18 protein-coding genes and 1 riboswitch are annotated in these 17,197 nt (G+C 68.3%); of the genes, 9 read left to right on the top strand and 9 right to left on the bottom strand.

The window, feature by feature from the left end; genetic code table 11:
- Positions 1-89: 89 nt before the first annotated feature.
- Positions 90-833 (top strand): metallophosphoesterase, encoded by a 744-nt coding sequence (locus tag IG194_RS15550; protein ID WP_058488144.1) that lies wholly within the window; start codon positions 90-92, stop codon positions 831-833.
- Here the strand turns inward: IG194_RS15550 and IG194_RS15545 are convergent.
- The gene (locus IG194_RS15545) at positions 812-1,801 is read right to left on the bottom strand and encodes an alpha/beta hydrolase family esterase (RefSeq protein WP_058488143.1); all 990 of its coding nucleotides are present in this window, start codon (positions 1,799-1,801) and stop codon (positions 812-814) included. The two genes, IG194_RS15550 and IG194_RS15545, sit on opposite strands and share 22 nt — an antisense overlap.
- A 149-nt stretch (positions 1,802-1,950) precedes the next feature.
- On the opposite strand from IG194_RS15545, the gene IG194_RS15540 reads away from it, so the two are divergent.
- Entirely contained in the window at positions 1,951-2,337 is a 387-nt protein-coding gene (locus tag IG194_RS15540) for a DUF1090 domain-containing protein (protein ID WP_009613677.1), read from the top strand.
- A gap of 332 nt (positions 2,338-2,669) precedes the next feature.
- Here the strand turns inward: IG194_RS15540 and IG194_RS15535 are convergent, their stop codons facing one another.
- The 3 genes from IG194_RS15535 to IG194_RS15525 all read right to left on the bottom strand — a co-directional run bounded on the left by IG194_RS15535 (position 2,670) and on the right by IG194_RS15525 (position 4,596).
- Positions 2,670-3,128 carry a c-type cytochrome gene (locus tag IG194_RS15535; RefSeq protein WP_043268438.1) on the bottom strand — a complete coding sequence of 153 codons (459 nt, stop codon included), beginning with the start codon at positions 3,126-3,128 and terminating at the stop codon, positions 2,670-2,672.
- Positions 3,129-3,259: 131 nt separating this feature from the next.
- Positions 3,260-3,646 carry an MAPEG family protein gene (locus IG194_RS15530; RefSeq protein ID WP_009613679.1) on the bottom strand — a complete coding sequence of 129 codons (387 nt, stop codon included), beginning with the start codon at positions 3,644-3,646 and terminating at the stop codon, positions 3,260-3,262.
- A 119-nt stretch (positions 3,647-3,765) separates the two neighbouring features.
- The gene (locus tag IG194_RS15525) at positions 3,766-4,596 is read right to left on the bottom strand and encodes an EamA family transporter (protein ID WP_058488142.1); all 831 of its coding nucleotides are present in this window, start codon (positions 4,594-4,596) and stop codon (positions 3,766-3,768) included.
- Between the two features lie 154 nt (positions 4,597-4,750).
- Between IG194_RS15525 and IG194_RS15520 the strand changes: the two genes are divergently transcribed.
- Both IG194_RS15520 and IG194_RS15515 read left to right on the top strand, forming a co-directional pair.
- Entirely contained in the window at positions 4,751-5,365 is a 615-nt protein-coding gene (locus IG194_RS15520) for a LemA family protein (RefSeq protein WP_009613681.1), read from the top strand.
- A gap of 2 nt (positions 5,366-5,367) precedes the next feature.
- Positions 5,368-6,258: a TPM domain-containing protein gene (locus IG194_RS15515; RefSeq protein ID WP_225617202.1), complete on the top strand. Its 891-nt coding sequence runs from the start codon at positions 5,368-5,370 to the stop codon at positions 6,256-6,258.
- A 3-nt stretch (positions 6,259-6,261) separates the two neighbouring features.
- On the opposite strand, the gene IG194_RS15510 is transcribed toward IG194_RS15515, so the two are convergent.
- From IG194_RS15510 to IG194_RS15490, 5 genes are all read right to left on the bottom strand, one after another.
- Complete coding sequence (locus IG194_RS15510; protein WP_043313159.1) at positions 6,262-7,038, bottom strand: ABC transporter ATP-binding protein; 777 nt, start codon at positions 7,036-7,038, stop codon at positions 6,262-6,264.
- Entirely contained in the window at positions 7,038-7,844 is an 807-nt protein-coding gene (locus IG194_RS15505) for an ABC transporter permease (RefSeq protein WP_009613685.1), read from the bottom strand. Before IG194_RS15505 ends, IG194_RS15510 begins: the two co-directional genes overlap by 1 nt.
- 57 nt (positions 7,845-7,901) lie before the next feature.
- Positions 7,902-8,909 carry an ABC transporter substrate-binding protein gene (locus IG194_RS15500; protein WP_009613687.1) on the bottom strand — a complete coding sequence of 336 codons (1,008 nt, stop codon included), beginning with the start codon at positions 8,907-8,909 and terminating at the stop codon, positions 7,902-7,904.
- A 131-nt stretch (positions 8,910-9,040) separates the two neighbouring features.
- Positions 9,041-9,448, bottom strand: coding sequence for an acyl-CoA thioesterase (locus IG194_RS15495; RefSeq protein ID WP_009613689.1), 408 nt, complete (start codon positions 9,446-9,448; stop codon positions 9,041-9,043).
- Positions 9,449-9,565: 117 nt separating this feature from the next.
- A complete protein-coding gene (locus IG194_RS15490) occupies positions 9,566-10,474 on the bottom strand; it encodes a LysR substrate-binding domain-containing protein (RefSeq protein WP_043268428.1) in 909 nt (302 codons plus the stop codon).
- A 214-nt stretch (positions 10,475-10,688) separates the two neighbouring features.
- Here IG194_RS15490 and IG194_RS15485 point away from each other — a divergent pair, with 214 nt between their 5' ends.
- From IG194_RS15485 to IG194_RS15465, 5 genes are all read left to right on the top strand, one after another.
- Positions 10,689-11,870 carry an acyl-CoA dehydrogenase gene (locus tag IG194_RS15485; RefSeq protein WP_009613692.1) on the top strand — a complete coding sequence of 394 codons (1,182 nt, stop codon included), beginning with the start codon at positions 10,689-10,691 and terminating at the stop codon, positions 11,868-11,870.
- A gap of 107 nt (positions 11,871-11,977) precedes the next feature.
- Positions 11,978-13,201, top strand: a complete 1,224-nt coding sequence (locus IG194_RS15480; protein WP_058488140.1) for a CaiB/BaiF CoA transferase family protein — start codon at positions 11,978-11,980, stop codon at positions 13,199-13,201.
- 149 nt (positions 13,202-13,350) lie between these two features.
- A riboswitch (S-adenosyl-L-homocysteine riboswitch) is annotated at positions 13,351-13,455 on the top strand.
- A 22-nt stretch (positions 13,456-13,477) separates the two neighbouring features.
- Positions 13,478-14,887 carry an adenosylhomocysteinase gene (gene ahcY / locus IG194_RS15475; RefSeq protein WP_043313154.1) on the top strand — a complete coding sequence of 470 codons (1,410 nt, stop codon included), beginning with the start codon at positions 13,478-13,480 and terminating at the stop codon, positions 14,885-14,887.
- Positions 14,888-15,010: 123 nt separating this feature from the next.
- Positions 15,011-15,859, top strand: a complete 849-nt coding sequence (metF, locus tag IG194_RS15470) for a methylenetetrahydrofolate reductase [NAD(P)H] (RefSeq protein WP_058488139.1) — start codon at positions 15,011-15,013, stop codon at positions 15,857-15,859.
- Positions 15,860-15,928: 69 nt separating this feature from the next.
- Positions 15,929-16,993: a hypothetical protein gene (locus IG194_RS15465; protein WP_058488138.1), complete on the top strand. Its 1,065-nt coding sequence runs from the start codon at positions 15,929-15,931 to the stop codon at positions 16,991-16,993.
- Positions 16,994-17,197: the final 204 nt, after the last annotated feature.

Raw genomic sequence — 17,197 nt, 5'->3', positions numbered from 1 at the left:
CTGTTCGGCCTTGCCATGACCCAGGTCAAGCGCTGGGCAAGGCCGCGGGCGTGCCGCACAATGCCGGACCCGGCCAGGAGACAACCCGCATGCGTATCCGCGTCCTTTCCGACCTGCACCACGAGCACTTCGGCGGCCGCCGCGAGCTGCCCGCGGTGGACGCCGACCTGGTGGTGCTGGCCGGCGACATCCATGAGCACCTGCAGGGCCTGCACTGGGCCCGCGAGGCCTTCCCGGACACGCCGGTGGTCTACGTCGCCGGCAACCACGAGTTCTACGACTCCGACCTGCCCGAGCTGACCCAGGCCATGCGCAACCTGGCCCGCGCCCTGGACATCCACTTCCTGGACAACGACGCGGTGGTCATCGACGGCGTGCGCATCCTCGGCGCCACCCTGTGGACGGACTTCCTGCTCTACGGCGAGGAAAGCCTGCCACTGGCGCTGCAACGCGCGCTGCGCCTGATGCCCGACTTCAGCTGCATCGACTGGTTCACCGCGCCCTTCACCCCGGCGCTCAGCCAGCAACTGTTCCAGGTCTCGCGGGACTGGCTGGCGGCGCAGCTGGCCGAGCCCTTCGCCGGGCCGACCGTGGTGGTCACCCACCATGCGCCCAGCGCCCGCTCCATTCCGCCACAGTACGTCGGCGACAGCCTGTCGCCGGCCTTCGCCTCGGACCTGGAGCATCTGGTGCAGCAGTGCGACCTGTGGCTGCACGGCCACGTGCACGACGCCCTGGACTACCGCATCGGCCGCGCCCGGGTGGTGGCCAACCCGGGTGGCTATCCGGGCGAAAAGGGCGGCTTCGACGCCTACGGCACCGTGGAAGTCTGAGCCACCGGCAACTGCTTGAAGAAGCGCCAGATCTCCGCCGGCCCGTCCAGCTCGGGGTCGGCCATGCCGAACAGGCGCGGCGGCCGATAGCCCGGCTGCGACAACAGATGGCCGCCGCCGTGCACGCTCACCAGTTCCACCGGCGGCATTCCCTCGCCCTGCCATTGCCAGCGCTCCGACCAGACCGGGCCGGGGCGCGTCAGCGGCTCGCGCTGCGCCGGCGCGCTGATGCCGTTGCGCCGCGCCAGCTCGCCGGCCGAAGCCTCGCTGGAGAGCACTTCGCCGCGGTCGCCGAAGCCGAACAGCTTCACCCGCCCGCCGCCGTAGGGGTTGATCGGGTCGCGCGTGCCGTTCATCAGCAGCGCCGCCACGGCCCGCTGCGACTCGCTGCAAGCGTCGTTCGCCGCGCTCGGCAGGCTGGCCGCCACCAGGGCGATCCCGGCCAGCGGCAGTTCGGACTCCGCGGCCATGCGCAGGACCATCTGCCCGCCGTTGGAGTAGCCGGCGAAGAACACCCGCTGCGGGTCTACCTGGCGCTCGCGCTGGATCCGCCGCACCAGCCGGGTGAGGAAGGCCACGTCGTCGATGTTGCGGGCGCGCGCGCTGTAGCTGGCCACCTTGCGGCAGTCGTTCCAGTGTCCCTCGAAGCCGTCCGGGTAGAGCACCAGGAAGCCGTCGCGGTCGGCCAGGGCGTCGAAGCCGAAGCCGCTGTCGCGGCGCATCAGCTGGCCGTTGCTGCGCGAGGCGTGCAGCACCACCAGCAGCGCCGGGTTCGGCGCCAGGTTGGGCGGCACGTAGAGCACGTAGCCGCGGCGCAGGCCGCCGGCGCGCAGGGAGCTGTCCTCGCTCACCCCGGTGAGCATCGGCGGGCGCAACTGCTCGCCGGGCAGCAGGTACCAGGCGCCCACCAGCAGGGCCGCCAGCAACAGCAGGATCAGCGTCTGAACCAGGCGAATCGCGATACGCATCCAGCCTCCCCCGCTCCGCCCGACGGAGCGCGTTCAATGGATCGACCAGGCCGCGGACTGCCATGGGGCAACCCCCACGCGCGCGCTTAATGGCAAACTCTAGACGTTCGTCAGCATCGATATCTCATTTGGTAACGCAGGACCCGAGAATGTTCCGATCCATTACCCTCAGCCTCGCCGCACTGCTCTGCACCGGAGCCTTCGCCGCGCAACCCGAGCAGCCCCTGAGCGGCTGCGCCGCCAAGCAGGCGGCCATCGCCGGCAAGCTGGAAGAAGCCCGCGCCCGCGGCGACAAGGGCGCCATCGCCGGCCTGGAAACCGCCCTGGAAAAGGCCCGCACCTACTGCACCGACGGCAGCCTGACGCAAAAGCGCACCCAGCGCGTGCTGGATGCCGAGCGCGAAGTCAGCCAGCGCGAAAGCGACCTGCGCAAGGCCATGAACAAGGGCGACGCGCAGAAGATCGAGAAGCGCAAGGACAAGCTGGCCGAGGCCCGCGCGGAGCTGGAGCAGGCGAAGCGGGAGTTGGAGGAGTGAGAGCAGGCTGGTGCCTGGCTGGCTACCTGTAGGAGCGAGCAAGCTCGCGAACGGAGTCTCCCTGTTGCACTGTTGCTTCAGGTCGACTCCGTTCCCTCTCCCCAACCCTCTCCCTGAAGGGAGAGGGGGCTAGTCCGTGCCGAGAGAAGAAATGGTTTCAGCTGGAAACCAGCGGAGCTGCCGGCTGACTCCAGAATCCCCAACCCTGCCCAACGGTCCCCTCTCCCTTCAGGGAGAGGGTTAGGGAGAGGGCGCTCTACAGCCCAACCCCAAAAGACCTGGGCAAGCACCGTTCGCAAGCAAGCTCGCTCCTACAAAAAGCGGAGCGCCCGTCAAAGCGCCCTGAATTTCTTGTGGCAAGCCTCGCAGGCATCTTCCACCGCGGCCAGGTCCTTGCGCACGCCGTCGGCGGTCGGGGTGGCCTGGCGGGTGTTGGCCTCCAGCGCGGCGGCGGCCTGCTGGAAGGTCTTGGCGTCGGCCTGGAACTCCAGCTGGCGCTGCCACAGCTCGTCCCTGGCGCGGCTGTCGCCGCCCTCGTCGGTCGGCTTGCTGGTGGGGAAATACTGCCAGGGCTGGCCGGCCAGCTCGTTGAGCTTAACCGAGTCGGCGCGGAATTTCTCGGCGTCGAAGACCACGCGGCCGCGCAGCATGCCGCCCATGTCCTCGCTGGCGTGGAGCATCTGCTTGAAGATCGCCTGGCGCTTGGCCAGCGGGGAATTCGGATCGAGGCGGTGGCAACCGGCCAGGGCGGCACCGGCCAACAGCAGGACGAGCAGGGTCTTCAGCTTCATGAGCGGACTCTTGTAGGACAGGCCAGACACGGGAGCGGCGGATTATCCGCCGCTACCCGGCATTGATCCAGAGCCCGCGCGCCCGTCTGCGGCCATCCGCCGCAGCGATGCGCGAACCGTTCAGCTGCGGTTCAGGCGGAGACCACAAAGAAGGCAGCGATCAGCGCCATGCCGACGAACCACACCAGCGAACGCAGCAGCGCCAGGTCGGCGAGGTAGAAGATCAGGTAGAGCAGGCGGCTGGTCAGCCAGGCGATGGCCAGGGTATCCAGGGTCGCCGGCTCGGCGTTGCCCACCACGTAGGCCACCAGCACGGCGATGGCGAAGGCCGGGGTGACCTCGAAGCTGTTCAGCTGGAAGGCGTTGGCGCGCTTGCGGTAGCCCTCCAGGCCGGCCAGGAAGGTGCGCGGGTCGTGGTTCTGCCGGGGGCCGAAGCCGCCGCCGGTGAACTTGGCGATGCTGGTGCCCAGGTAGGGCAGGAAGATGGCGATCAGGATGCACCAGAAGGCGATGGGCATGAACGGAGGTCTCGTCGGCTGGGAAGTCGGCAGGTTGCCGCCAAGCATAGGCGAAGGTCAGTGGCCGGCGGGCGGATGCGTGCGCCAAAGCGGCCAATCTCGCGGCCTGTTCGCCTAGCTCAGAGCTTCATCACCAGCATCCCCGCCAGCACCAGGCTGCACGCCAGCAGGCGCGGCAGCCCGAAGGGCTCCTTGAGGAAGCGCATGCCGAACAGCACCACCAGCACCACGCTGGTCTCGCGCAGCGCCGCGGCCTCGGCCACCGAGCCCAGCTGCATGGCCCAGAGCACCAGGCCGTAGCTGGCCATCACGCAGATGCCGACGCACAGGCCGAGCTTCCACTGCGTCTGCCAGAAGCGCGCGAAGGCGCGGGTGCGCGTGCCCAGGGCGAGCAGCGGGAAGGGCACGCCGGAGAGCAGCGTCAGCCACACCAGGTAGTCCAGCGGCTGCGGCCAGCGCTTCAGGGCGTGGCCGTCGGTCCAGGTGTAGCTGCCGATGCACAGGCCCATCAGCAGCACCACGGGGAAGGCGATCCAGGGCAGCCGCGAACCGCCGCCGCCCTTGAGCAGGAACAGCATGCCCAGCGGGATCAGCAGGATGCCGAGGACCTGCCGGTCGCTGAGCTGCTCGCCGCCCACCAGCAGCGTCAGCGCCAGCACCACCAGCGGCGACAGGCCACGCATCAGCGGGTAGACCAGGCCGAGGTCGCCGACCTTGTAGGCCTGGATCAGCAGCACCCGGTAGACCAGCTGCAGGGCCACGGCGCTGCCCAGCCAGGGCCAGACCTCGGCCGGCGGCAGGCTGATCCAGGGCAGCAGGGCGAGGGCCACGAGCAGGCCGACGAGGTCCATGCAGGCCACCACCAGCAGGCGGTCGGCGCTGAATTTGACGAGGGTGTTCCAGGCCGCGTGGAGCACGGCGGCGAGCAGCACCAGGGCGGTGGCGAACAAGGCGGGGCTTCCTGGTATAGACCAGTTGCGATTCTAGCGCCTCGCTCCCCATGCCCGGCAAGCCTCGGAAAGGCCTGAAGTGCGCACGCGGCTGCGCACCGAGGAGCGTGGCTGGTCTAGACTGGGGGTTTCGCGATCGCCAGAGTCCCCTGCCATGCCCCGAATGCTCAAGTTCCTGTGCTGCTACGTCCTCGTCTCCCTGCTCACCGGCTGCGGCTACAACGCCATGCAGGCCGGCGACGAGCAGGTCAAGGCGGCCTGGTCCGAAGTGCTCAACCAGTACCAGCGGCGCGCCGACCTGGTGCCCAACCTGGTCAACACCGTGAAAGGCTACGCCGCCCACGAGGCCGCCGTGCTCACCCAGGTCACCGAGGCCCGGGCCAGGGTCGGCAGCACCACCCTCAATGCCGACCAGCTCGGCGACGCGGCGGCCATGCAGCGCTTCCAGCAGGCCCAGGGCGAGCTCAGCTCGGCGCTCTCGCGGCTGCTGGTGGTCACCGAGAATTATCCACAGCTCAAGGCCGACGGCCTGTTCAAAGACCTGCTGACGCAGCTCGAAGGCACCGAGAACCGCATCACCGTGGCCCGCGGCCGCTACGTCAAGGCGGTGCAGGACTACAACGTGCTGATCCGCCAGTTCCCGCAGGTGATCACCGCGAAGATCTTCGGCTACCAGCCCAAGGCCAACTTCAGCGTGGAGAACGAGGCGGCCATCTCCACCGCGCCCAAGGTAGATTTCGGCACGCCGCAGCCGCAACCGGCGCAATGAGCATGCGCGCCTGGCTGCTGGCGCTGGCCCTGCTGTGCTGCGCGGGCCTGGCGCGGGCCGAGGTGGCCGTGCCCCAGCTGAGCGCGCGGGTCACCGACCTCACCGCCACCCTCGACGCCGAGCAGCGCGGCCGCCTTGAACAGCAGTTGGCGGCGCTGGAGCAGCGCAAGGGCGCGCAACTGGCGGTGCTGATGATCCCCAGCACCGGCGAGGAGAGCATCGAGCAGTACGCGGTGCGCGCCTTCGAGCAGTGGAAGCTGGGCCGCAAGGGCGTGGACGACGGCGTGCTGCTGGTGGTGGCCAAGGACGACCGCGCCCTGCGCATCGAGGTCGGCTACGGCCTGGAAGGCGCCATCACCGACGTCCTGGCCGGGCGCATCATCCGCGAGCAGATAGTCCCGCACTTCCGCGAAGGCGACTTCGCCGGCGGCGTGCAGGCCGGGGTGGACAGCCTGGAGAAGCTGATCGACGGCGAGGCGCTGCCCGAACCCCAACAGGCCACCCAGGGCGACGACCTGGGCCTGCCGGCCGGCAGCCTGCTGCCGCTGTTCGCCCTGCTGGCCGGCGTGCCGCTGCTGGGGCGCCTGCTGCCGCTGCCGTTCATGCGCCAGCGCAGCTTCGGCCGCTATGTGGTGTGCAGCGTGGTCGTCGGGGTGCTGGCCGGCGTGCTCAGCCTGGTGCTGACCTTCAGCTTCGCCGCGCTGGTCAACAACGGCGTCAGCGCCTTCGTCTTCGCCCTCATCGCCTACCCCTTCTTCCTGCTGCCGGCCGGCTTCTTCCGCGGCGGGCGCGGCGGAGGTTTCGGCGGGGGCGGCTTCGGTGGCCGGGGTGGCGGCGGCTTCGGCGGGGGCGGCGGTTCCAGCGGCGGCGGCGGGGCCTCCGGCCGCTGGTGAGCCTCAGAGCACCGCGGCGCCGGCCTCTTCCTCGCGGATCGAGCGCAACACCTGGCGCTGCAGCTCGATGAACTCGGCGCTGCCGGCCATCTCCTCGCGGCGCGGGCGCGGCAGGCCCACGTCGAAGGTGGTCTTGATCCGCCCCGGGCCCAGGCCCATGACCACGATGCGGTCGGACAGGTAGACCGCCTCCTCGACGTCGTGGGTGACGAACATCACCGTCAGCCGGTGCGTCTCCCAGATACGCGTGAGCAGCTCCTGCATCTGGTGGCGGGTCATGGCGTCCAGGGCGCCGAAGGGCTCGTCCATCAGCAGGATCTTCGGCCGGTAGGACAGCGCCCGGGCGATCGCCACGCGCTGCTTCATGCCGCCGGACAGCTCCGTGGGATAGGCGTCGGCGAACTTCTCCAGCTTCACCAGCTGCAGGTGCTCGGCGGCGATCTCGCGGCACTCGGCGCGGGAGCGGCCGGCGGCCTTGAGGGCGAACTCGACGTTCTGCCGCGCGGTCAGCCAGGGCAGCAGGGTGTAGGCCTGGAACACCACGCCGCGGTCCAGGCCGGGGCCGGCGATGGGCACGCCATCGACCTTGACGCTGCCGCTGTCGAAGTCCTCGAGCCCCGCGGCAATGGACAGCAGGGTGCTCTTGCCGCAGCCGGAGGTGCCGACGATGGAGACGAACTCGTTGTCCGCCAGGGTCAGGTCGATGTTGCGCAGCACCTCGCGGCGCTCTCTGCCGACCGCGAAGCTCTTGTTCAGGCCGGAAATCTCCAGGGTCGCCATCAGCCGCGCCTCCGGTTGTAGCGGAACAGGACGCGCTCGGCGGCGCGCATGGCCTGGTCGGTGACCAGCCCCAGCAGGCCGAGCAGCAGGATGTAGCCGATGATGGTGTCGGTCTGGAAGAAGCGCTGCGACACCACGATGCGGTAGCCCAGGCCCGAGGTGGCGGCCACCAGCTCGGCCAACACGAGCCAGGTCCAGGCCCAGCCGAGGCTGATGCGCAGGGCGTCCCAGATGCCCGGCAGGGCGCTGGGCAGGACGATCTTCAGGAGGATGCGCCTATCCGGCATGCCCAGGGTGCGGCCGAGGCCGACGAAGTCCGGCGGCACGCGCTTGATGGCGTCCATCACCATCAGCACCTGCTGGAAGAAGGTGCCGATCCAGATGATGAGGAATTTCTGGAAGTCGCTGGTGCCGGCCCAGAGGATGCTCAGCGGCACGAAGGCCACCACCGGCATGTAGCGCACGAAGTCCACCAGCGGCTCGGTGGCGGCCTTCCAGAAGCCGTAGCAGCCGGCGAACACGCCGATGACGATGGACATCGCCGAGGAAATCGCGAAGGCCACCAGGATGCGGTAGACGCTGACCTTCAGGTCGGCCCACAGGGTACCGTCGGCGGCCAGCCTGAGCATGCGCGCCCAGACGTCGCCGGGCGCCGGCAGGAAGATCTTCGGCACCGCGCCGCTGGCGCCGGCCGCCCACCAGGCCAGGGCCAGCAGGACGAATACGCCGCCGCCGATCAGCAGCAGGTGGGTGCGCGCCAGCGGCTTGCCGATGACGAACAGCGGGGAGGGTTTACGGGCGTTCATGCTGGGCTCGGGGTAACGGGGAAAGCGCGCCGGCCCGGAGCCGGCGCGCGGGGTGCGTCAGAGCGCCTCGGCGAAGCGCGCGTCGACGGCCTGCTCCGGGGTCACCGGCTGCTGGATGATGCCGGCTTCGCTGGCGGCCTTCTGGATGTGCGCGAAGGAGTCCTTGACGAAGGCGCCCTTCAGCTCGGCCTTGTTCTCGCCCAGGGAATAGAAGCGCACGCCGTCGAAGGCGCTCTGCAGCTCCGCCGGCTCGGCGCCGACGCCCTTGGCGATGGCCGCGCGGCCTTCGGCGGTGTGGGCCTGGTAGTGCTTCAGGCCGGCTTCCCAGCTCTTGAGCAGGGCCAGCACCTGGCCGGGGCGCTGCTTGAGCACCTCGTCGCGGACCACGAACACGTCGCTGATGATGCCCGGGTCGTCCGAGCCCTTGTACAGCAGGTTGACCTTCGGGTTCTGCTGCCTGGCGGCGCTCAGGTAGGGCTCGTAGGTCACCGCCGCCGGCACCTGGCCTGCGATCAGCGCGGAACCGGCGTTGGCCGCCGGCATCGGCACCGGCTGCACGTCGGCCAGGCTCAGGCCGGCCTTGCGCAGGGCGCTGTGCAGGAGGATGTCGCTGGTGGTGCCCTCTTCATAGGCGACCTGCTTGCCCTTGAGGTCCTTCAGCGTCTTGATCGAGGGGTCGACGATCAGCGCGTCGGCGCTGGTGCTCTGGTCCAGCAGCAGGACGATCTTCACCGGCAGGCCGGCGGCGACCATGGCCATGGCGGTGTGGGTGGCGAGGTTGCCGCCGTCGATCTGGCCGCTGGCCAGGGCGGCGTTCATGTCCTTGTCTTCGGTGAAGTTGACCAGCTCGACCTTGTCCAGGCCGTTGGCCTTGAAGGCCCCGGCCTGCTCGGCGACGTACCACTGGCCGTAGCCCAGCCAGGGCTGCATGCCCATCTTGAAGGTGCCGGCCTCGGGCTTGAGGTCGGCCTTGGGCTCGGCGGCCTGGGCGGCGCCGCCCAGCAGGACGGCGCAGCAGGTGGCCGCGACGAGGCGGCGCAGCGTGGATGCGATGGGCGCTTGCATGGTGTCTCCCCGGTCTTTTTCTGTGGTGGTACGACGGGGGAGCGGTGGCCCGCACCCGCCGTGGGCGGGCACAGGCTCACACGAAACCGCGCGGATGCAAAGCCTGGATGCGTCGCTGCGGGCCCGCAGGCTCAGGGCTCGAGGTCGTCCCCGTCCTTGAACTGGTCCTTGATGTAGGTGATCTCGGTCTTGCCGTGGGGCGCCGGCAGGCCGTCCGGGCCCATGTTGACGAAGACCATCTTGTCGATGGTGAGGATGCTCTTGCGGGTGATCTTGTTGCGCACGTGGCAGGTCAGGGTGATCGAGGTGCGGCCGAAGTCGGTGGCGGTGATGCCCATCTCGATGATGTCGCCGGTGCGCGCCGAGCTGACGAAGTTGATCTCGGAGATGAACTTGGTGACCACGCGCTGGTTGCCCAGTTGGACGATGGCGTAGATGGCCGCCTCTTCGTCGATCCACTTCAACAGGCTGCCGCCGAACAGCGAGCCGTTGGGGTTGAGGTCTTCGGGTTTTACCCATTTGCGGGTGTGGAAATTCATGGGAACTCCTTGCTGGTTGCGCCTCGTGAGCGCGATGCCTTGTCGGCAAGTTGACGGGTCGAGCCCCGCCGGCTGCGCAATTATCGCGCGGATCGCCGCTGCGCGTCCTGCCTGGAGTCAGCCCAGGCCGGCCTCCTCGCGGTAGATGCGCGCCTGTTCCACCAGCCAGTCGCGGAAGGCGCGGACGATGGCGGACTCCACCTTGCGCTCGGGAATCATCAGGTAATAGGCATGCTCGCTCAAATAGGCATGTTGCATCGCCACGATCAGCCGGCCCTCGGCCAGTTCGCGCTGGATCAGCATCGGCGGGATCAGCGCCACGCCCATGCCCTGCTCGGCCGCCTGGGCGAGCATGGAGAACAGCTCGTAGCGGGTGCCGCTCATGTCGTGGGCGACGCTCATGCCCAGGGAGCCGAACCACTGGCGCCAGGCGTAGGGCCGGGTGGTCTGCTGCATCAGCGGCAGCGCGGCGATCGCCTCGGCGCTGAGGCTGGCGCGGCCCTCGAGCAGCTCCGGGCTGCACACCGGCACCGGGTTCTCGCGCATGAGGAAGTGCTTCACCGTGCCGGACCAGGCGCCGTCGCCGAAGTACAGCGCGCAGTCGAAGTCGGTGTCGGCGAAGAGGAAGGGCCGGGTGCGGTTGGTCAGGTTCACCGTGACCTCCGGGTACAGCCCCTTGAAGGCCTTGAGCCGCGGCAACAGCCACTGGGTGGCGAAGGTCGGCACCACCGCCAGCTCGATGCTGCCGCCGCCCTGCTGGCCCATCACCGCCAGGGTGTCGCGCTCCACTGCGTCCAGCCGCGCGGCGATGCGCCGGCTGTAGCCCAGCCCCGCCTCGGTGAGCTTGACGCCGCGCCGCGAACGGCGGAACAGTTCGACGCCGAGGAACGCCTCCAGCCCGGCGATCTGCCGGCAGATGGCGCTCTGCGTCAGCGACAGTTCCTCGGCGGCCTTGGTGAAGCTTTCATGGCGCGCCGCCGACTCGAAGCTGACCAGCGCCGCGGTGGTGGGGATCTTGCGCCGCATCGAATGCCTCTTGGGAATCTCGTGATCCGCGAAGCCCGGGAAACAGGCCATTCAAACATTCGTTTCATGGGGCCCGGGCGATCACGGAGTGAGAAAATAGCACAACAGCGTGCGAATTAGTCGGTTGCCGCACCGGTCGGCGGCTGACTAGGATCGACCGCACTGCGTCCGCCTAAACTGGTCGGACACCCTGTCACTGCCCCGAGGTAACCCGATGGCCACCAAAGCAAGCTTCAACTGGGAAGACCCGCTGCTGCTGGATCAGCAACTCACCGAAGAAGAGCGCATGGTTCGCGACAGCGCCCAGCAGTTCGCCCAGGACAAGCTGGCCCCGCGCGTGCTGGAGGCCTTCCGCCATGAGCAGACCGACCCGGCGATCTTCCGCGAGATGGGCGAGACCGGCCTGCTCGGCGCGACCATCCCCGCCGAGTACGGCGGCAGCGGCCTGAACTACGTGTGCTACGGCCTGATCGCCCGCGAGGTCGAGCGCGTCGACTCCGGCTACCGCTCGATGATGAGCGTGCAGTCGTCCCTGGTCATGGTGCCGATCTACGAGTTCGGCAACGAAGCCACCAAGCAGAAGTACCTGCCCAAGCTGGCCAGCGGCGAATACATCGGCTGCTTCGGCCTGACCGAGCCGAACCACGGCTCCGACCCGGGCTCGATGATCACCCGCGCGAAGAAGGTCGACGGCGGCTACCGCCTGTCCGGCGCCAAGATGTGGATCACCAACAGCCCGATCGCCGACGTCTTCGTGGTCTGGGCCAAGGACGACGAAGGCCAGATCCGCGGCTTCGTCCTGGAGAAAGGCTGGGAAGGCCTGTCCGCCCCGGCCATCCACGGCAAGGTCGGCCTGCGCGCCTCCATCACCGGCGAGATCGTGATGGACAACGTGTTCGTCCCCGAAGAGAACGCCTTCCCCGAAGTGCGCGGCCTGCGCGGCCCGTTCACCTGCCTGAACTCGGCGCGCTACGGCATCTCCTGGGGCGCCCTGGGCGCCGCCGAGGCCTGCTGGCACACCGCCCGCCAGTACACCCTGGACCGCAAGCAGTTCGGCCGCCCGCTGGCCGCCAACCAGCTGATCCAGAAGAAACTGGCCGACATGCAGACCGAAATCACCCTGGCCCTGCAAGGCTGCCTGCGCCTGGGCCGGATGAAGGACGAAGGCACCGCCGCGGTGGAAATCACCTCGATCATGAAGCGCAACAGCTGCGGCAAGGCCCTGGACATCGCCCGCATGGCCCGCGACATGCTCGGCGGCAACGGCATCTCCGACGAGTTCGGCGTGGCCCGCCACCTGGTCAACCTGGAAGTGGTGAACACCTATGAAGGTACCCACGACGTCCACGCGCTGATCCTCGGCCGCGCCCAGACTGGCATCCAGGCTTTCTTCTAAGACGAGCCATAGACGAGCCATAAGCTGGAAGCCCGAAGCTGGAAGCCTCTCCGGCGCGGGCTTCCGGCTTCAAGCTTCCCGCTTCCAGCTCCTCTGCGAGGTCATCCATGTCCGGCGCCCTGTCCCATATCCGCGTTCTCGACCTTTCCCGCGTCCTGGCCGGCCCATGGGCCGGGCAGATCCTCGCCGACCTCGGCGCCGAAGTGATCAAGATCGAACGCCCCGGCAGCGGCGACGACACCCGCGCCTGGGGCCCGCCGTTCCTCAAGGACGCCGAGGGCCGCGACACCAGCGAGGCGGCCTACTACCTGTCGGCCAACCGCAACAAGAAATCCCTCACCATCGACTTCACCCGGCCCGAGGGCCAGCGCCTGGTGCGCGAGCTGGCGGCCAAGGCCGACATCGTGCTGGAGAACTTCAAGGTCGGCGGGCTGAAGAGCTACGGGCTGGACTACGAGTCGCTCAAGCAGCTCAACCCGAAGCTGATCTACTGCTCCATCACCGGCTTCGGCCAGACCGGCCCCTACGCCAAGCGCGCCGGCTACGACTTCATGATCCAGGGCCTGGGCGGCCTGATGAGCATCACCGGGCGCTCCGACGCCGAGGAAGGCGCCGGCCCGGTGAAGGTCGGCGTGGCGCTGACCGACATCCTCACCGGCCTGTATTCGTCCACCGCCATCCTCGCCGCCCTCGCCCACCGCGACGTCAGCGGCATCGGCCAGCACATCGACATGGCCCTGCTCGACGTGCAGGTGGCCTGCCTGGCCAACCAGACGCTGAACTACCTGACCACCGGTATCCCGCCGCGCCGGCTGGGCAACGCCCACCCGAACATCGTGCCCTACCAGGACTTCCCCACCGCCGACGGCGACATGATCCTCACGGTCGGCAACGACGGGCAGTTCCGCAAATTCTGCGAACTGGCCGGGCACCCGGAATGGGCCGACGACGAACGCTTCGCCAGCAACAAGGCGCGGGTCGCCCACCGCGACGTACTGATCCCGCTGATCCGCCAGGCCACGGTGATGCGCACCACGGCCGAATGGATCGCCGCGCTGGAGCAGGCCGGCGTGCCTTGCGGGCCGATCAACGACCTGGCCCAGGTGTTCGCCGACCCGCAGGTGATCGCCCGCGGCCTGCGCGTGGACCTGCCGCACCCGCTGGCCGGGACCGTGCCCCAGGTGGCCAGCCCGATCCGCCTGTCGCAGACCCCCGTCGAGTACCGCAACGCCCCGCCGACCCTCGGCCAGCACACCGAGCAGATCCTCGAAAGCGTGCTCGGCCTGGACGCCGCCGCCATCGGCAAGCTGCGCGAGCAGGGCGTGATCTGAACCCGCGCGCCGCCGCGCCAGGGTATTCACGGCCCCTGGCGCGGCGCGGGCGGGCCCGGCGGACGACGGAAAACCTTTGGCTTGCCGCCCGGCATCGCTATAATCCGCAGGCTTCACCGGCCGGCTCCGCTCCGGCCGTTCCCGCCACCCGTTCCGAGGGGCGCTGCAGCAAGCCAAGGCTTGTCAGGCTCGGACGGGGCGCGTCCCGGTCGGCGTCCGCCGATCGCCAAACGCATCAACGGCGCCCATTCGCAGACAACGAATGGAGAGTTACGCATGAGCGCTGTCATGACGCCTGCCGGTTTCACCGACTATAAAGTCGCCGACATTTCCCTGGCCGCCTGGGGCCGCCGCGAGCTGATCATCGCCGAGTCCGAGATGCCGGCACTGATGGGCCTGCGCCGCAAGTACGCCGCCAGCCAGCCGCTCAAGGGCGCCAAGATCCTCGGCTGCATCCACATGACCATCCAGACCGGCGTGCTCATCGAGACCCTGGTCGCCCTCGGCGCCGAAGTGCGCTGGTCCAGCTGCAACATCTTCTCCACCCAGGACCAGGCCGCCGCCGCCATCGCCGCCGCCGGCATCCCGGTGTTCGCCTGGAAGGGCGAGACCGAGCAGGAATACGAGTGGTGCATCGAGCAGACCATCCTCAAGGACGGCCAGCCGTGGGACGCCAACATGGTGCTGGACGACGGCGGTGACCTGACCGAGATCCTGCACAAGAAATACCCGGCGATGCTGGAGAAGATCCACGGCATCACCGAAGAGACCACCACCGGCGTGCACCGCCTGCTCGACATGCTCAAGGCCGGCACCCTGAAAGTCCCGGCGATCAACGTCAACGACTCGGTGACCAAGAGCAAGAACGACAACAAGTACGGCTGCCGCCACAGCCTCAACGACGCCATCAAGCGCGGCACCGACCACCTGCTGTCGGGCAAGCAGGCGCTGGTGATCGGCTACGGCGACGTGGGCAAGGGCTCGGCGCAGTCGCTGCGCCAGGAAGGCATGATCGTCAAGGTCTCGGAAGTCGACCCGATCTGCGCCATGCAGGCCTGCATGGACGGCTTCGAAGTCGTATCGCCCTACAAGAACGGCCTGAACGACGGCACCGAGGCCAGCGTCGACGCCGCCCTGCTGGGCAAGATCGACCTGATCGTCACCACCACCGGCAACGTCAACGTCTGCGACGCCGGCATGCTCAAGGCCCTGAAGAAGCGCGCCGTGGTCTGCAACATCGGCCACTTCGACAACGAGATCGACACCGCCTTCATGCGCAAGACCTGGGCCTGGGAAGAGGTCAAGCCGCAGGTGCACAAGATCCACCGCACCGGCAAGGACGGCTTCGATCCGCACAACGACGACTACCTGATCCTGCTCGCCGAAGGCCGCCTGGTGAACCTGGGCAACGCCACCGGCCACCCGAGCCGCATCATGGACGGCTCCTTCGCCAACCAGGTGCTGGCGCAGATCCACCTGTTCGAGCGCAAGTTCGCCGACCAGCCGGCCGCCGAGAAGGCCAAGCGCCTGAGCGTCGAAGTGCTGCCGAAGAAACTCGACGAGGAAGTCGCCCTGGAGATGGTCCGCGGCTTCGGCGGCGTGGTCACCCAACTGACGCCGAAACAGGCCGAGTACATCGGCGTGACCGTCGAAGGTCCGTTCAAGCCCGATACTTACCGCTACTAAAAAGCCGCTGGAAGCCGGAGGCTGGAGGCTGGACGAAAAAGCGCACCGATCTGCCTTTTCGTTCAGCTTTCAGCCTTCAGCCTTCAGCGATCACGTCCCGACAGCCTCTTGCGGATCTGTTCCATGACGACATCCGATCGCCGCTTCAGCTTCGAGTTCTTCCCCGCCAAGACCGAAGCCGGGCATGAAAAACTGCTGGCCACCGCGCGCCAGCTGGCCGGCTACAAGCCGGACTTCTTCTCCTGCACCTACGGCGCCGGCGGCTCCACCCGCGACCGCACCCTGGTCACCGTCCTGCAGCTGGACGGCGAGGTGAACGTCCCCACCGCGCCGCACCTGTCCTGCGTCGGCGACACCAAGGCCGAACTGCGCGCCCTGCTCGCCCACTACAAGGACGCCGGTATCCGCCGCATCGTCGCCCTGCGCGGCGACCTGCCCTCGGGCATGGGCATGGCCAGCGGCGAGCTGCGCTACGCCAACGAGCTGGTGGAGTTCATCCGCGCCGAGACCGGCGACCACTTCCACATCGAGGTCGCTGCCTACCCGGAAGTACACCCGCAGGCGCGCAATTCCGAGCACGATCTGGCCAATTTCGTACGCAAGGTCAAGGCCGGTGCTGACAGTGCAATCACGCAGTATTTCTTCAACGCCGACAGCTATTTCCACTTCGTCGAGCGTGCACAGAAGTTGGGCATCGACATCCCGATCGTCCCGGGCATCATGCCGATCACCAACTACTCCAAGCTGGCGCGTTTCTCGGACGCCTGTGGCGCCGAAATCCCCCGCTGGGTCCGCAAGCAGCTGGAAGCCTATGGCGACGACATCGCCAGCATCCAGTCCTTCGGCGAGCAGGTGATCACCGAGATGTGCGAGCGTCTGCTGGACGGCGGCGCCCCCGGGCTGCATTTCTACACGCTGAACCAGGCCGACCCCAGCCTGGCACTGTGGAAAAACCTGAAGCTGCCCCGCTAGCGCAACGGCGTTCCGCCGCCCGCCACGGGCGGCGGTTCACCGACCAGGACGCTAGAGGTTGCACATGGCATGGCACATGCCCCCTCTCTGATCTACCTCGTGTACGGTCGCCAGACCTACCATCAGGAAGCCCTGTTCAGCATCGCCAGCGCCATCGCCCGGGCACGGGAAACGCCGCAGCTGCGCCTGGACATCCAGGTCGTCACCGATGACAGCGCCCCCTACGCCGGGCTGCCGGTGCGGGTGCGCCACATCGACGCAGGCACCCTGGCCGGCTGGTACGGGCCGCACGGCTATCACTTCCGCGCCAAGCACGTGGCCCTGCGCCAGGCGCTCGACGAACTGCCCGCCGCCGTGCTGATCGACACCGACACCTTCTTCCGCGTATCGCCGGCCCGGCTGTTCGCCCAGGTGCGGCCCGGCGCCCTGCTGTGCAACGCCGTGCGGCACCGGCTTGGCGACTCGCAGGCGCCCGTCTATCGCCAACTGATCGAGCCCCTGAAGGCCCGCGGGCTGGCCGACGAACGGACGCCGCTGATCAATTCCGGGGTGATCGGACTGACCCGCGAAGACGCCCTCGTACTCGACCGTTCGTTGGAATTGATGGATGACCTCTACCCAATTGCCCGCGCAGCCTATAATCTTGAAGAGTTCGTTCTGGCGATTGCGGCCTACAGACAACTGGAACCCGTCGGCTGTACCGACCTCATCCACCATTATTGGAGCCGCAAGCAGTTGTTCCGGGCGAAAGCCCAGGCCTGGCTGCACAAGCACCGAACGTCCCTTCTCAGCCCCCTGGCTCTCGACGACACCCTGCTGGTGACCGACCGCCTGCCGCGTCCACCACGTGCCGCGCGCCTGCTGTACAAGCTGAGAACACTGCCGTTGCCGGTCCCGATGCGCCAGTTCAGCCTGGAGCTGTTCTACGGGTGCCACGACTACGACAACGAGTTCGACCGGGCCTGCGGCCCCGTCTGGTGGGAAAAGGCCGCGACCAACGTCATCGCACGCCATCCCGACCAGCCGGTGCAAGAGCAGCTCGGTGAATGGCTGAACCACAAGGTGTTGCGCCATCTCCTCGGCCCAAGGCTCAAGGAGATACGCCAGCACCTACGCCAGCAGGACCTGCTCTGAACGGCAGGCCGGCGCTGGCAGCGCCTCTGCCCTTCCGGGGCCGGGCGCAAACCCCAGGCCGGCGGCCCTTGCCGCCGGCCCCCGGAGGAGCCCGCGAGGGCCCCTGCCAGTAGCTCGGCCATGGGTGCATACGCAGCGCCCCGCGCCGTCCCTCTTCCCGCCACGGGAACGAGGGTACAGAGGAGTTCGAAGAACTTGGTGACT

This window comes from Pseudomonas sp. ADPe, from assembly GCF_014843515.1.
In the GTDB taxonomy this organism is placed as follows: Bacteria; Pseudomonadota; Gammaproteobacteria; order Pseudomonadales; family Pseudomonadaceae; genus Pseudomonas; species Pseudomonas citronellolis.
Note: the sequence above shows the minus strand (reverse complement) of the source record. Positions and strands in the feature narration are given on the sequence as shown.